Here is a 14,695-nt window from a genome sequence, read left to right on the forward strand (position 1 = left end):
TGCCCATCACGCCGGCGCACGCCATGGCCGTGCAGGGCCTGCCCTGGCACCATGGCGACCCCTTTAGCCGCATCCTTCTGGCCCAGGCCATCGTGGAAGGGTTGAGGCTGGGGAGTGCGGATAGGGCGCTGGCTTCGTAGGGAAAGTTTGGGATCGGCGTCTAGGGGGAAGAGGGCTCCCACGTTCATCGGTCACGCCCAACGGGCGTAGAGTGGGTGGCAGATGTCCCCTTGGGAAGGGCGGCCCCTATGCACGCTGGGCCTCGAGGTGGTCAGCGTGACGACTCGTGAGGAGCGAGCCTGCAAGATACGGGCTTCGCCCGTGACCGCAATTCCCACTCCGATTGAGCCGTAGCCTTTCCCAAAGGCTCCGTCTAAGCCTAAAGGTATAGCACACGTAGGACATGTGGGGAAGTCCATGCATCCCCGGACGGAAGGTCCGGGGGATTGTAGCTCCTCCATACTCCACTCTTCCCTAAGGCTCTCAAGGACACAGGCCTTTCCATGACCGCCCTCCCCTTCCCGCCGAAGGCTCGCAAGGTTAGGAGCGGGGCCCCATCCACACCCCAACCCCTGCACGTGCAGTAGGGCCAACAGGCCCTCAGCACTCGCGCCCCCTAGGTGGCCTCGATTGGGAAGGGGGTGGCTCCCCAAGGGGTTTTTGGCGCCGCCGGACGCCGGCCTGGCCCCCTCGGGGTGGCCGCCCAGGGCGCGGCGGCTACCGGAGGCCAAAGACCGGTCAGCCGGCAGGGGAACCCTTCCCACGGGACCACAGGGAGTTACCGGGCGGGAGCGAAAGGCGGTGCTGAGCGGGGAAGACCATGTCCACGCGGCGAGCCAGCAACCGTCCCTTCGGGAGGCCCTCCCCCCCGAGGCTATCCCCCACGGGCAGGCCGAGCCCCTTTTCGCCTAGCCCACTTGGGGGGCAAGAGGCTCCCCCTAGCCTTCAGGCTGCCCTCCCCCATCCTCGCCCCCCTGGGCGGAGGGGCGGAGCCCTCTGGCCCCTGGGCCCCGGTGGCCACCAGCCGGACTTGGGGGCGGTACACCTGGGGTAGGGGCCCCCTGGTGGACCACGCCCACCAGCTCCTGCCCCTGGAAAAGGGCGTAGACCAGGGGGCCCTCCTCCTGGGTCCAGGCCTGGAGGTGGGGTAGCCTTTCCAGGGCGAGGCGGGCGGCCTCCGGGTCGTCCAGGCGCAGGACCACCAGGACAAACCTCTCAGGGAGGGCCTCCAGGAGTTCTGGCCTCTCCAGGAGGGCCTCCCCAAAGCGCCCCTGCAGGGGAAAGAGCCGGTCCTCAGGGTTAAGGCTTCCCGCGCCCATTTCCTCCTCCCTCGGCCTTGGTGGCCTCCTATGAAAAGACAAGCAGCTTGTCTGCAGGGGCGTGGCGTCGGCATTCAGAGGCAGGATTCCTAAGGCTGGAACGGGGCGCTCCTCAAGGCCAACCCCAAGCCGCCCCGCACCGGCGCGGCGCCCCCGGGCCCCGTCCTGGGGGGAGCCGGGAACACCCCCCGCCCCTCAGGCGGGCCCCGGTACGTCCCCAGCCCCCCGCGGGTAGACCACCCCGCCCCGGAACCCCCAGGCCACCGCCTCCCCTGGCCGGGGCCGGGGCTCCCGGGGGCCAAAGGCCAGGAGGGGGCCCCAGGGGGTCTCCAGGTACACCTCCACCCTCTCCCCCAGGAACAGGGCCGTCCGCACCCGGCCCGGTAAGGACCCCCCGCCCAGGACCACCTCCTCGGGCCGCAGGAAGAGAAGGCCAGGGCCCGTGAAGGGTTCCGGGGCCCACACCGGAAACCCCAGCCCGTCCAGCTGGGCCCTGAGGCCCTCCGCCCCCGGCTCCACCAGCACCTCCAGGAAGGATCCCTGGCCCATGAAGGAGGCCACAAAGGGGTTTCGGGGGTAACGGTAGACCTCCTCCGGGGGGCCCACCTGCTCCAGGCGGCCCCCACGCATCACCGCCACCAGGTCGGAGAGGCCCAGGGCCTCCTCCTGGTCGTGGGTCACGTACAAGGTGGTGATGCCCAGCTCCCCTTGCAGGGACTTGAGCCAGACCCTCAGCTGGCGCCGGAGCTGGGCGTCCAGGTTGGAAAGGGGCTCGTCCAGGAGGAGGACCGGGGGCTCCAAGACCAGGGCCCGGGCCAGGGCCACCCGTTGCTGCTGTCCCCCGGAGAGGGTGTGGGGGGGACGGTTCTCAAACCCCTCCAGGCCCACCCGGCGTAGGGCCTCCCGAGCCCTTAGCCCCACCTCCGCCGGGGGCAGGCCCCGGCTCCTGAGCCCGTAGGCCACGTTTTCCAGCACGGACATGTGGGGGAAGAGGGCGTAGTTCTGGAAGACCATTCCCAGGCCCCGTTGGTGGGGAGGGAGGTGGGTGATCTCCCGCTCCCCCAACCAGATCCTCCCGGTGTCCACCAACTCCAGGCCCGCCACCAGGCGGAGGGTGGTGCTCTTACCGCACCCCGAGGGGCCCAGCAGGGTGAGAAAGGCCCCCGGGGGTACCTCCAGACTGAGGTCCTCCACCGCGGGCACCGGACCAAACCGCTTGCCCACACCTTCCAGGCGCAATCCCATCCTCACGGCAAGCCTCCTAGTCGCACGTCCAGGCGCCGGTTTAGCGGCCAAAGGAGAAGGGTAGCGGCCACCAGGCTTAGCACCATCACCGTGCTCATCACCGCGGCCCGGCCCATCTGGCCCTGCTCCACCCACCCCAGGAGGAGGACCGTGGCCAGGAGGTTTCCTGGCCCCACCAGGAAGACCACCTGGCTCACCGCGGTCATGCCGCGCACGAAGGCGAAGACGAGCCCCGCCAAAAAGGCGGGAAAGAGCAGGGGCAGGACCACCCGGGCCAGGGTCCGCAAGGGGGAGGCCCCAAGGGTGGCGGAGGCCTCCTCCAGGGAGCGGTCCACCTGGGCCAGGCCCGCCACCCCCGCCCTGACCCCCACGGGCACCTCCCGGAAGACCAGGGCCAGGACCAGGATCAGGGTGGTGCCGGTGAGGACCCAGGGCGAGGGGTTGAAGGCCAGCACGTACCCCACCCCCATGGCCGTCCCCGGCATGGCGAAGGAAAGGAGGGTCATGGCCTCCAGGACCCGCTTGCCCGGCAGCTCCTGCCGCTGCAGGACGTAGGCCAGGAAAAGCCCCAGGAGGGCCGTGGGCACGGCGGCGTAAAAGGCCACCTTCAGGGTGTTCAGGAAAACCGGAAGCCCCAGCACCAGGAAGTCCTGGTAGTGGCGCAGGGTGAAGGTGTAGTCAAACCCCCAAAGCTTGACCAAGGAGCCCACCGCCACGCTGCCATAGAGGCCCAGGGTCAGGACCGCCCAGAGGAGGAAGACCCCGGCTAGGACCGCCCCCAGGCCCGGGGGCAGGGGCCCTCCCCCGCCCCTCGAGGGCCTCCCCGTGGCAGTGATGAAGGCGGCGCGCCCCAGCCAGCGGTACTGCAGGAAGAAGACCAGGAAGACCAGGAGCAGGAGGACCACCCCGTAGAAGGAGGCCTCCACGGGGTCGTACCGGCCGGTGAAGGCCACGAACACCTCCGTGGCCAGGTACTGGCGGTCCCCTCCCAGGATCAGGGGGTTGCCGAAGTCGGAGAGGGACTCCAGGACCGTGAGGAGGAAGGCGTTGGCCAGCCCTGGGCGCAGGAGGGGCCAGGTGACGGTGCGGAATACCCTCCAAGGGCGGGCCCCCAGGGTGGCCGCCGCCTCCATCAGGGAGTGCTCCAGGTTCTGCACCGTACCCCGGATCACCATGTAGGCCACCGGGGTGAAGGCCAGCACCTGGGCCAGGATCACCCCCAAGGGCCCGTAGAGGAGGTTCTGGTCCAGCCCCAGGAGGTGGTGGGTTACGAAGCCGTTGCGCCCGAAGGCTAGGATCAGGGCAAAGGCCAGGATGAAAGGGGGCGAGATGAGGGGCAGGAGGGCCAGTCCCCTCAGGAGGGCCCGGGTCCAAGGGGGGGCCTGGCTGTACTCCAGGAGGGCGAAGCCCAGGCCCAGCAGGGTGGCCAGGGGGGCCACCACCCCGGCCACCAGGAGGCTGGTGGGCAGGGCTCCCCGCCCAAAAAGGGCCAGGCCCACGGCCAGGCCCAGGGCCAGGCCCACCCCAAGGCCAAGGAACCTGCGGCCGCGGGCGGCCAGGAGGCCCACCAGGGCCCCCACACCCCCCACGGCCAGGGCTAAGGCGGCCTCCGAGGCGGGGGTGTAGGGGTTTTCCAGGAGGAGGAAACGGCCGTCGGCCAAGAGGGCCGGGATCCGCCCTAGGTCCAGGGTGCGCAGCAGGACCCAGAGGGGGTAGGGGATGAAGAGGAGGACCAGGGCCACCGCCACCCAGGTGAGACCCCCCAGGAGGGGATCCCGTGTGGGGGTAGAGCCGGCCAGCCAATGCCCTAGGGAGAAGAGGGCCAAGAGGGTGACCGCTGCCTGGCCGGGGCCCACGGCCTCGGCGGTGAGGAGGTCCACCAGGAAGAGGCCTAGCCCCGCGCCCTGGAGCAGGCCCACCCCCACCCGGCCCAGAGACCTGGGCCCCGGGGGGACCCGCCCCTGGAAGAGGGCGAGGGCCAAGGCCAGCCCGAAGGCCAGCCCCCCACCCAAGGCCCAGGGCCCCGAGGCGGGGCCGGAGGCTCCAGCCCCCCGCTCCCAGGGGAGGAGGCCCCAGGCCAGGAGGGCCAGGAGCAGGGGCCAGGGTAGCCCCGTAGGGCCAAGGGGACGGGGGGCGGGCATCCCTAGCGGGGTAAGGGCAGGATCTCCTTGTTGAAGCGGTTCAGTAGCCTCTCCCGCACCTCTGGGGTCCCGAAGGTGTTGAAGTCGTAGCGGATGAGGTTGGCGGGCCTAGGGGCCTGGGGAGGCACGGGGGTCTTGGTGTGGGAGGGGATCTGGAAGGAGCCCACCTTGGCCGCCAAGGCCTGGACCTCGGGGGTTAGGGCCCACTCGATGAAGCGGATCGCCCCCTCGCGGTTGGGGGCCCCCTTCACCAGGCTCAGGCCCCCGATCTCGTAGCCCGTGCCCTCGAGGGGAAAGAGGACCTTCAAGGGGTAGCCCTCCAGGGCGAACTTCACCCCGTCGTGGGCAAACTGGACGGCGATGGCCACGTCCCCCCGGCCCGCCAGCTGCCCGGGGGCGGCCCCGGAACGGGTGTACTGGGCCACGTTCCGGTGGATGCGGGAGAGGAGTTGGAAGGCCCGGTCCTCCCCGTAGAGCTGCACCAGGGTGGCCAGGATGGTGTACCCGGTCCCCGAGGTGTTGGGGTCGGGCATGGCCAGGAGCCGCCGGTACCGGTCATCCGCCAGGTCGGTCCAACGCTTGGGCTCGGGGAGCCCCCGGCGCTCCAGGACCTGGTGGTTCACCACGAACCCGATGGCCCCCATGTACAGGGGGATGTAGGTCTCCCCCACCGCCGCCCGCAGCTCAGGCCGCAACTGGTTCCAGCTGCGGGGCTTGTAAAACTCCGTGAGACCCTCCCGGAAGGCGATCATGTGGGGGTCCCCCGTGCCCCCAAACCACACGTCGAACTGGGGGCGCTGGGCCTCGGCCCGGAGGCGGGCCAGGGCCTCCCCGGAACTGAGCCGGACAAACCGGAGGTCCAGGCCCGTGGCCTGCTTGAAGGCCGGCACCAGGGCCTCACACCAGGCCAGATCCGGGCTACAGAGCATGTTCACCGGCTTTTGCTGGGCGCCCACCGGCGCCAGCCCCAGGAGCACCAGGAGCCATGGCCAAAGGTAACGGCTTCCCATAGCACCCCGAGCCTAGTGGGGGTTTGTCAGAAAAGGGTCAGGAGGTGCCCGGCGGGGCCTAGGTTGGCCCAGGCGGCAGGCCCCGGCTGACATTCCCATGACCTTGGGCCGCTAAGGTCCACTTGTGATACGGGCTACGGTTTACCTACTTTTGGGCTTCCTCCTTCCCGCCTTGGCCCAGGGAAGCCTCACCCTGTACACCTCCGAGATCCTGGCGGACGTGAACGCCTTGGTGGAGGCCTTCCGCCGGCAAAACCCCGGGGTAGGGGTGCAGGTGTTCCGCTCCGGCACCGGGGAGGTGGTGGCCAAGCTCCGGGCGGAGCTGGAGGCGGGCAACCCCCAGCCGGACCTCCTATGGTTCGCCAACGAGGACTTCCTTAAGGAACTGGCCGCCAAGGGCCTCCTGCGCCGGGTGCCCCCCACGGTCCCCGGCTACCCCGTGCAGCTGGCCTACCAGGGGGGCCTCTACTATGAGGTACGCCTCCTCTACAACGCCATCGTGGTGAACACCCAGCGGGTCCCGGAGCCCCCCTCCTCCTGGAGGGACCTCCTGCGCCCGGCCTACAGGGGCCTCCTGGGGATGCCGGACCCCAACTTCTCCGGGGCCGCCTTGGCCACGGTGGGCACCCTGGCCCAGAGGCTGGGTTTCGGATACTTTGAGGCCCTGAAGGCCCAAGGCCTGCGCATCGAGCAGTCCAACCCCGTCCTGCAGCAGAAGCTGGCCCGGGGGGAGTACGGGGTGGCCATCACCACGGACTTCGGCGCCCGGCAGGAGATCGCCAAGGGGGCACCCTTACGGGTGGTCTACCCGCGGGATGGGGCCATCCTGGTACCCACCCCGGTGGCGGTGCCCACCTGGAGCCGGAATCCCCAGCTGGCCTTGAGCTTCTTGCGGTTCCTCCTCTCCCCCGAGGCCCAGCGCCTCTTTGCCGAGAGGGGGTACTACCCGGTGCTGCCCGAGGCCCCCAGGCCCGCGGGCGCCCCCGCCCAGGTGCTGGGGATCCGGGCCACCTTCGCCGACCCTGGCCTCCTGGCCCAGTTCAACGCCCTTTTCGGGCTCCGCCGCTAGCATGGACCGGCATCTAGCCCAACTGGCCCTGGGGGCCCTCCTGGCCCTGCCCCTCCTCCACCTCCTGGCCCGGGGTACCCCCCTCCTGCCGGGCACCCTGAGGGACCTGGATGTGGTGGGGGCCAGCCTGGTCCTGGCGGGAGCGGGCACCCTCCTGGCTCTGGGGATGGGGCTAGGCCTGGCCGTGGCGGCGGTGTGGGGACGGGTGGGTGGCTTTTGGGAAAGCCTCCTCCTCCTGGGCTACCTGGTCCCCCCCTTCGTCACCGGGATGGGGGTCCTCTTCAGCTTCCAGGCCTTTGGGATCGCCATCCAGGGTGTTCCCGGGATCCTCCTGGCCTGGACCCTGCACTACACTCCCCTGGCCTACCTGTTGCTGAAGCCCCAGGTGCGGTTGGCCCTGGGCCTCCTCACCGCCGCTCGGGTGCACGGGGTGACGGGGGCCAGGGGGCTCGGGGTGGTCCTGCCCCCCCTCCTGCCCGCCCTGGCCGTGGCCGGGGGTGGCCTCTATCTGGCCCTCCTGGGCAACTTCGGGGTGCCCGCGGTCCTGGGGACCCCCGCCGGGGTATACGTCCTGCCCACCCTGGCCTACACCCGCCTCATGAGCCCTTTCGCCACGGACCCCTTAGGGCAGGCGGCGGCCCTAGGGATCTGGCTCACCCTCCTGGCCCTGCCCGCCGTCCTCCTGGCCCGGCCGGGGATCCTGGAGGCCCGGGAGACCCCCCTGCCCCCGGGGGGAGGCCCCTACCGGCTGGTGTACGGGCTTTACGCCCTCCTGGCCCTGGCCCTCATCCTCCTGGGCCTCCTCCGGGAGGCCCTGCAAAACCCTTACACCGGGGCCTTCCAGCCAGCCTTCGCCCAGGCCTTGGCCCTTCCCCTGGTGCAGGCGGGCCTGCGCAACTCCCTCCTCCTGGCCCTCCTGACCGTGGGGCTCCTCCTGGCCCTGGCCTTGGCCCTTAGGCCCTTCCCCCAGGTCCTGAGGCGGATCCGTTCCCTTTTGGACCTCTACTACCTGCTTCCGGGCACCCTCCTGGGCTTGGGCCTCATCCTCCTCCTGGCCCCCACCCCCCTTTACGGCACCCCCTGGATCCTCCTCCTGGCGTACCTCTTGAACTTCGCCGCCCTGGCCCTGAGGGCCCTGGAGGGCGGGCCCCGGGTGGAGGGGGCGGTGGCCGTGGGCCGGGTCCATGGCCTGCCCCCGTGGCGATCCTGGTGGCGCCTGGGCTACCCCCTCCTGTGGCCCTCCGCCTTTGCCGGGGCCTTCCTCATCCTACCTTTGGCCTTCAGCGAGATCACCCTCTCCGCCCTGCTCTACGCCCCCGGCTCGGAGACCGTGGGGGTGGCGGTGCTGTCGGCCCTGAATGGGGGCCTCTACCGTGAAGGGGCCGCCCTGGGCCTGGTGCTCATGGGCATCTCCGCCTTGGGCCTACTAGGGAGGCCACGATGGTGAGGCTTGAGGCTGTCAGCAAGCGGTTTCCCAAGGGGGGAGGGGTCCAGGAGGTGGACCTGGCCGTGGAGGAGGGGGAGGTCTTCGCCCTCCTGGGGGCCTCAGGAAGCGGTAAAACCACTCTCCTGAACCTGGTGGCGGGCCTCCTCCTCCCCGACGCCGGGCACGTGTACCTGGCGGGCAGACGGGTCACCCACCTGCCCCCGGAGAGGCGGGGTGTGGGCTACGTGTTCCAGGACCAGTCCCTTTGGCCCCACATGACGGCCCTCGAGCACCTGCTCCTGGTGATGCCCAGGCCCGACCGCAGGAGGGCCATGGCCCTCCTGGAGCGCTTAGGGATGGGGGAACACGCCCACAAGCGCCCCCACGAGCTCTCAGGGGGACAGCGGCAGCGGGTGGCCCTGGCCCGGGCCCTGGCCCGGGAGCCCAAGGTCATCCTGATGGACGAGCCCTACTCCGCCCTGGACCCGGTGCTCCGGGAGGAACTGCGGCGGGAGGTCCGCACCCTCCTCAAGGACCTGGGGATCACCGCCCTCCACGTGACCCACGATCCCGAGGAGGCCATGCTCCTGGCGGACCGGGTCGGGGTGGTCCACGGGGGACGGATGCTGCAGGTGGGAACCCCCCAGGAGCTCTATGAGCGGCCCAACTCCCTGGAGGCCTTCCTGGCCTTCGGCCGAGGGAACGTCTTCCTCTTGGACGGGGAGGTGCTGGCCTTCCGGCAGGAGTGGGTGCGCCCCGGAGGGTCCCTAAAGGGCCTGGTGAGGGAGAGGCGGATCCTCAGAGGGGAGGTGTTGTGCCGGGTGGACCTCCCCTTTGGCGAGGCCTGGGTCCGCCTGGACGCCTGGCCTGGGGAGGAGGCCTCCTTGGAGATCTCCCCCCTCCTGCGCCTTCCCCGGCGCCCGGAGGGTGAAGAGGGGGCGGTAGGGGAATAAGGAGGTGACAAGATGGGCATGTGGCGCGTGGGTTTACTGGTTTTGGCAGGTTTGGGCCTCCAGGCCTGGGGGCAAAAGGGGGAGTTTACCCTGTACGTGGCCGGGGCCCAACTCCCCGATGTCCAGGCCCTGGTCCAGGGATTCAACCAGCGGTACCCCCAGGTGCAGGTGCGGGTTTTCCGCTCCGGAACCGGGGAGGTGGTGGCCAAGCTCCGGGCGGAGCTGGAGGCGGGAAACCCCCAGCCGGACCTGATCTGGCTGGTGGGGGAAGGGTTCTTTAGGGAGCTCAGCCAAAAAGGGCTGCTTCGCCGGGTGCCTCCTACCTTCCCTGGGCTACCCCCTCAGTATGTGTACGAAGGGGGCCGCTACTACGAGGTGCGGCTCCTGCACACGGTCATCGCGGTGAACACGCGGGTGGTTGGCGAGGTCCCCAACCTTTGGCAGGACCTAACCCGGCCTCCTTTCCGCAACCGGGTGGTCATGGCCGACCCCAACTATTCGGGGCCGGCCCTGGTGGCCGTGGGCACCCTGGCCGAGCGCCTGGGTCTCCGCTACTTCGAGGCCCTAAAGGCCCAGGGCCTGCGCATCGAGCAGTCCAACCCCGTCCTGCAGCAGAAGCTGGCCCGGGGGGAGTACGGGGTGGCCATCACCAACGACTATGGGGTGCGCCAGGAGGTGGAAAAGGGGGCCCCCCTTAGGATCGTCTACCCCAAGGACGGGGCCATCCTGGCCCCTACCCCCGTGGGCATTCCCACCTGGAGCCGCAGGCCTGACCTGGCGGAGCTCTTCCTGCGCTTCCTGCTCACCGAGGCGGGGCAGCGGATCCTTGTGGAGAGGGGGTACCTGCCGGTGCTTCCCGGGGTGCCCAAACCCCCTCTCACCCCGGACCCCCTGCCGAGCCTGAGGGGCAAGGAACCCTCCCCAGAGGTCTTGGAAGCCTTCAACGCCCTCTTCGGCCTGCGGCGGTAGGCCTAAAGGGATCCGGGCCTCCGGGCGCAGGGGGCGCCCGCCGGGGATCCCGGAAGGGAGGCGATCCCCGCGCGGCCCCGCCCCCGGCCACCGGCCATGCGCCCAGGGGCACGCCGGGAGGCCCTGGCCCGCGGGAGCCCAGGACCCTTTTCCTCCGCACCCTCGGACGCGGGCCCTGTCCACTTGCCCCCTTCCCGGGCCCTTACCCGGGGGTGCCCCTTCTCCCCCGGCCCTCACGGGCCATGGGCCCCGCCTGGGGGCCGTACCCCGAGCCCCGGGGGGATGCCCAGGCCCCGCCCCGCCTGCTCTGGGGGACCACCGCCCGGGCTTGTTCCTCCTCACCCCACCACTCCTGGCTGGCCGGGCCCCCTGCAACCCGGGGCCGGCTCCCCACCCCTGGCTTGACCGTGGCCTGACCTTGGAGGCGGAAGCTACTGGGCAGGATGGCCTGGCACCGCCCCCTCCCCTTTCTCCTCCCCACCCTGGTATTCCTGCTGGCCTTCACCTACCTCCCCTTCCTCATCGCCGCCTGGCAGGGGGTTCCCGCCCTGGGTAGCCTCGCGCAGAGGGAGAACGCCAACGCCCTGAGGGTCACCCTCCTCTACACCCTCCTCACGGTCCCCCTTTCCGTGGCCCTAGGCCTCCTGGCCGCCCTGGCCGTGGAGGGCACCTCCCGCCTTCGCCTCCTGGTGCGCACCCTGGTCTTCCACCCGGTGATCCTGCCCACGGTGGCCTTCGCCGCGGTCTTCCTCTACTTGCTGAACCCCCTGGGCCCCTTGCAGGGGGTCCTCCGCCTTCTGGGCCTGCAGAACCCCTTAGGGGACCCCTTAGGCGCCTTCCTGGCCGTGGTGCTCATCGGGGTTCTCAAGGATGCCGGCCTCTACATGCTCTACTACCTGGCCGGCCTCCAGGCCCTCCCCAAGGAGCTCCTAGAGGCGGCCCGGGTGGACGGGGCCGGCCGGGTGGCCACCTTCCTCCGGGTCACCCTGCCCCTCCTCTCCCCCACCACATTTTTCGTGGCCATCATGGCCACCCTGGGGGCCCTGCGCAACGTGGACCACATCTTTGTCCTGACCAAAGGGGGGCCCGTGGGGGCCACGGACCACCTCCTCTACCGGGTCTACGTCCTGGGATTCGAGTACTTCCACTTCCCCCAGGCGGGAGCCCTCACCCTGGTCCTCCTCACCGCCCTGACCACCCTGGCCCTCCTGGCCATGCCCCGCTTGGAAAAGGGGGTGCACTATGACGGGTAGCCGTCCCTTGGCCCAAAGGGGCCTCCGCAGGCTTCGGGTGAGGGTGGGGGTGGCCCTAAGGGACCTACCGGCCTTGGTCCTGGCCCTGCCCTTCCTCTTCGTGGCGGGCTACACCCTCTTGGCTGCCTTCACCCCCACCGCCCAGCTGAACCGGGGGGAGCTCGGGCAGTTTACCCTGGAAAACTTTCGCTTGGCTTGGGCCTCCGCGGACTTTCCCCGCCTGTACCTTAACACCGCCCTCTTCGTCTTCGGCCTCCTCTTGGTCCAGGTTTTCACCGTGACCACCGCGGGGTTTGCCCTGGCGCAGCTGAAGGTGCGGGGGCAAAACGCCCTGTTCTACCTGGTTCTAGCCCAGCTCTTCCTGCCTCCCTCGGCCCTGATCCTGCCCAACTTCCTCACCGTGAACCGCCTGGGCCTCACGGACACCCTGTCCGCCCTGGCCCTGCCCTACGTGGCCTCGGCCACGGGGGCCTTCCTCCTCAGGCAGGGGTTCCTGCAGGTGCCCCGGGAGCTTTTGGAGGCGGCCTTGGTGGACGGGGCCACCCCATGGCAGATCCTCACCCGGGTTCTCCTGCCCCTGGTCCGCCCCCAGCTGGCCGCCTTTGCCCTGGTCAGCCTGGTCTACCACTGGAACGAGTTCCTCTGGCCCCTGGTGGTGATCCAGAGCCCCGAAAAGCGGGTGCTCTCCCTTGGGTTCGCCAGCTTTGCCCGCTCCGCGGAAAGCGGCATGGAGTGGGGCCTGATCGCGGCCGGGGCCATCCTGGTGGCCCTGCCCATGGTGCTCGCCTTCCTCCTCTTCCAAAGGGCTTTTGTGGAAGCCTTCGCCCGTAGCGGGCTGAAAGGCTAGGAGGTGATAGGGTATGCTCAGGTTAGCAGCGGCGGTTCTTACGGCCTTAGGCTTGGCCCTCGGGCAACAGACGGTGATCACCTTCTACTACCCCGTGGGGGTGGCAGGCCCCTTGGCCCGCTTCATCGAGGGATACGTGCGGGACTTTGAGCGGCAGAACCCGGGCATCCGGGTGAACACGGTGTTTGGGGGCAACTATGAGGAGAACCAGGCCAAAGTGGTGGCGGCCATCAAGGCGGGAAACCCTCCCGATACCGCCATCCTGCTCTCCCAGCAGCTCTACACCCTCCTTTCCCTGGACGCCATCGAGCCCTTCGACCCCTACCTCGCCAAGGACCCGGAACTGAAGCGGGCGGTGCAGGACTTCTTCCCCGCCTTCATGATGAACTCCACCCTGGACGGCAAGGTGTACAGCCTCCCCTTCCAGCGCTCCACCCCCATCCTCTACTACAACAAGGAGGCCTTCCGGGAGGCGGGCCTGGACCCTGAAAGACCCCCCACCACCTGGGACGAGCTGGTGGAGTACGCCAAACGGCTCACCAAACGGGACGCCCAGGGCCGGGTGGTCCGCTACGGGGTGGCCATCCCCACGGAGGACCGGTCCACCTGGCTGCTGGAGGGCCTGGTGATCCAGGCGGGAGGCCTCCTCTACGACCCCGCGGGCAGGGGGTGCAAGGTCCTGGTGGACACGGAGCCCGTGCGCAAGGCCATGCAGTTCAAGGCCGACCTGGCCCGCAAGCACGGGGTGAGCCCCGAAGGGGTCATCGCCTGGGGCACCACCCCGGGGGATTTCGCCGCGGGCAAGGTGGCCATGATCTACCACTCCACGGGCTCCTTGGGCTTCATCCGCAACAACGCCCGCTTCCCCTTCGGCACCGCCTTCCAGCCCAAACTGGTGCGCTACGGGGTACCCACGGGTGGGGCCAACTTCTACCTCTTCAAGGGCTCGGACCCTGGGAAACGGGAGGCCACCTTACGCTTCATCAAGTTCATGACCAGCCCTGAGCTCCAGGCCCGGTGGTCCATAGACTCCGGGTACGTGGCCGCCAGGCGCTCCAGCTGGAACCTTCCCCTCATGCGCGAGTACGTGCGGCAGTGGCCCCAGGCCCTCACCGCCCGGGAGCAACTGGCCTACGCCAAGGCGGAGCTTCCCGTCTACAACCTGCAGCAGGTCAAGGACATCATCGCCGAGGCGGAGCAGGCGGTGGTGCTGGGCCGGAAGGAGGTACGGGAAGCCACCCGGGAGGCCCAGCGGCGGGTGGATGAGGCCCTAAGGCCCTTCTGCCGGTAGCGGTCCGGGGACGGTCTCCCCTCCCCCGTGGCCTCGAGGCCCATCCCCTTGGGCCCGGGCCCCCGCAGGTGGGGGGGCCTGGGAAGGTAAAGGGGGGTGGAACCGCCCCCCTTGACACCTTTCTGACAAGGGGGCCTTAGGGTGCTGGAGGAGGTGAACCGTGGCCAAGAACAAGGCTTTCCTTTTCCTCCTGCTTTTCAGCGCCCTATGGGCCCATGGCCAGGCCCCGGAGCGGGTGCGGGAGGCCCAAGGCGAAGGCAAGGTGGTCTTCTACGCCAACATCACCGGGGTGGAACCCCTGATGGAGGCCTTTCAGAACAAGTACCGGGTGAGGGCCGAGTACGTGCGGGTGTCCACGGACAAGTTCATCCCCGCGGTCCTCACCGAGCACCGGGCCCGTAAGCTCCAGGCGGACGTACTTCAGGCCCCCTTACCGGTCATGGAGATCCTCAAGAAGGAAGGGGTTCTCGGGCGCTACGTCTCCCCCCAGAGCTTTGGCTACCCCCGCTGGACCCGGGACCCCGAGGGCTTCTACCAAATCTTCGCCATAGAGTACATGGCCATTCTCTACAACACCCGCCTGGTGAAGCCCGAGGAGGCGCCCACCACCTACAAGGACCTGGCGGACCCCAAGTGGCGGGGCAGGATCGTCATGCCGGATCCCACCAGCCACCCCACCACCATCGCCTGGCTAGTGGGGCTCAGGGAGAACGGGGTCTTTAAGAGCGACGAGGAGTGGACGGCGTGGCTCCAGGGGCTTGCCGCCAACAACCCCATGTTCGTGGCCTCCCTGGGCCCCACCCCCGATGTCCTCGCCCGGGGGGAAAGGGCCGTGGGCATCTCCATGCCCAAGTACCTGGTCACCAAGGCCCCGGCTCCCCTCATGTGGGTGAACACCCCCGAGGGCCTTTTCGGCTCGCCCCGGGCCATCGCCATCGCCCAGAACCCGCCCCGGCCCAACGCCGCGAGGCTTTTCGTGGACTACTGGCTCTCCCGTGAGGGCCAGAAGGCCCTGGCGGAACAGGTGGGGGAGTACACCCTCCTCCAGGGGACCTACCCCCCCATCCCCGGTATCAACAAGGCCACGGTCCGGCCCGTGAGGGATCTTTCCGACGAGGAGCTCACCCGCTGGAGCCAAGTCTTTGCCCGCATCTTCAAGCGGTAAGGGGTGG

The 14,695-nt window shown here is 69.5% G+C and carries 12 protein-coding genes; 8 read left to right on the forward strand and 4 right to left on the reverse strand.

All coding sequences use genetic code 11. The features are described from left to right. Nucleotides 1–938: 938 nt before the first annotated feature. The 4 genes from L0D16_RS08700 to L0D16_RS08720 form a co-directional block, all read right to left on the reverse strand. A complete protein-coding gene (locus L0D16_RS08700) occupies nt 939–1,319 on the reverse strand; it encodes a DUF5647 family protein (RefSeq protein ID WP_243031469.1) in 381 nt (126 codons plus the stop codon). Between the two features lie 195 nt (nt 1,320–1,514). Further along, on the reverse strand, nt 1,515–2,564 hold the full coding sequence (locus tag L0D16_RS12445) for an ABC transporter ATP-binding protein (RefSeq protein ID WP_279231292.1): 1,050 nt from the start codon (nt 2,562–2,564) through the stop codon (nt 1,515–1,517). 2 nt (nt 2,565–2,566) lie between these two features. Then, nucleotides 2,567–4,705 (reverse strand): ABC transporter permease, encoded by a 2,139-nt coding sequence (locus L0D16_RS08715; protein WP_243031470.1) that lies wholly within the window; start codon nt 4,703–4,705, stop codon nt 2,567–2,569. A 2-nt stretch (nt 4,706–4,707) separates the two neighbouring features. Continuing rightward, a complete protein-coding gene (locus L0D16_RS08720; protein ID WP_243031475.1) occupies nt 4,708–5,715 on the reverse strand; it encodes an ABC transporter substrate-binding protein in 1,008 nt (335 codons plus the stop codon). A gap of 124 nt (nt 5,716–5,839) precedes the next feature. Here L0D16_RS08720 and L0D16_RS08725 point away from each other — a divergent pair, with 124 nt between their 5' ends. The 8 genes from L0D16_RS08725 (at nt 5,840) to L0D16_RS08760 (ending at nt 14,688) form a co-directional block, all read left to right on the forward strand. Next, the gene (locus L0D16_RS08725) at nt 5,840–6,784 is read left to right on the forward strand and encodes an ABC transporter substrate-binding protein (protein ID WP_243031476.1); all 945 of its coding nucleotides are present in this window, start codon (nt 5,840–5,842) and stop codon (nt 6,782–6,784) included. Nucleotide 6,785: 1 nt separating this feature from the next. Further along, on the forward strand, nt 6,786–8,231 hold the full coding sequence (locus L0D16_RS12450; protein WP_279231290.1) for an ABC transporter permease family protein: 1,446 nt from the start codon (nt 6,786–6,788) through the stop codon (nt 8,229–8,231). Continuing rightward, entirely contained in the window at nt 8,225–9,163 is a 939-nt protein-coding gene (locus L0D16_RS08735) for an ABC transporter ATP-binding protein (protein WP_243031478.1), read from the forward strand. The genes L0D16_RS12450 and L0D16_RS08735 overlap by 7 nt, the downstream gene beginning before the upstream one ends. Before the next feature lie 12 nt (nt 9,164–9,175). After that, nucleotides 9,176–10,132 carry an ABC transporter substrate-binding protein gene (locus L0D16_RS08740; RefSeq protein WP_243031479.1) on the forward strand — a complete coding sequence of 319 codons (957 nt, stop codon included), beginning with the start codon at nt 9,176–9,178 and terminating at the stop codon, nt 10,130–10,132. A 443-nt stretch (nt 10,133–10,575) separates the two neighbouring features. Next, nucleotides 10,576–11,385 carry a carbohydrate ABC transporter permease gene (locus L0D16_RS08745; protein ID WP_243031481.1) on the forward strand — a complete coding sequence of 270 codons (810 nt, stop codon included), beginning with the start codon at nt 10,576–10,578 and terminating at the stop codon, nt 11,383–11,385. Next, nucleotides 11,375–12,232, forward strand: coding sequence for a carbohydrate ABC transporter permease (locus L0D16_RS08750; protein WP_243031482.1), 858 nt, complete (start codon nt 11,375–11,377; stop codon nt 12,230–12,232). The genes L0D16_RS08745 and L0D16_RS08750 overlap by 11 nt, the downstream gene beginning before the upstream one ends. 13 nt (nt 12,233–12,245) lie before the next feature. After that, nucleotides 12,246–13,523, forward strand: a complete 1,278-nt coding sequence (locus tag L0D16_RS08755) for an ABC transporter substrate-binding protein (RefSeq protein ID WP_243031484.1) — start codon at nt 12,246–12,248, stop codon at nt 13,521–13,523. Nucleotides 13,524–13,683: 160 nt separating this feature from the next. Then, nucleotides 13,684–14,688, forward strand: coding sequence for an ABC transporter substrate-binding protein (locus L0D16_RS08760; RefSeq protein ID WP_243031486.1), 1,005 nt, complete (start codon nt 13,684–13,686; stop codon nt 14,686–14,688). The last annotated feature ends 7 nt before the right edge of the window (nt 14,689–14,695 follow it).

The organism is Thermus altitudinis (genome assembly GCF_022760835.1).
GTDB classification, from domain to species: domain Bacteria; phylum Deinococcota; class Deinococci; order Deinococcales; family Thermaceae; genus Thermus; species Thermus altitudinis.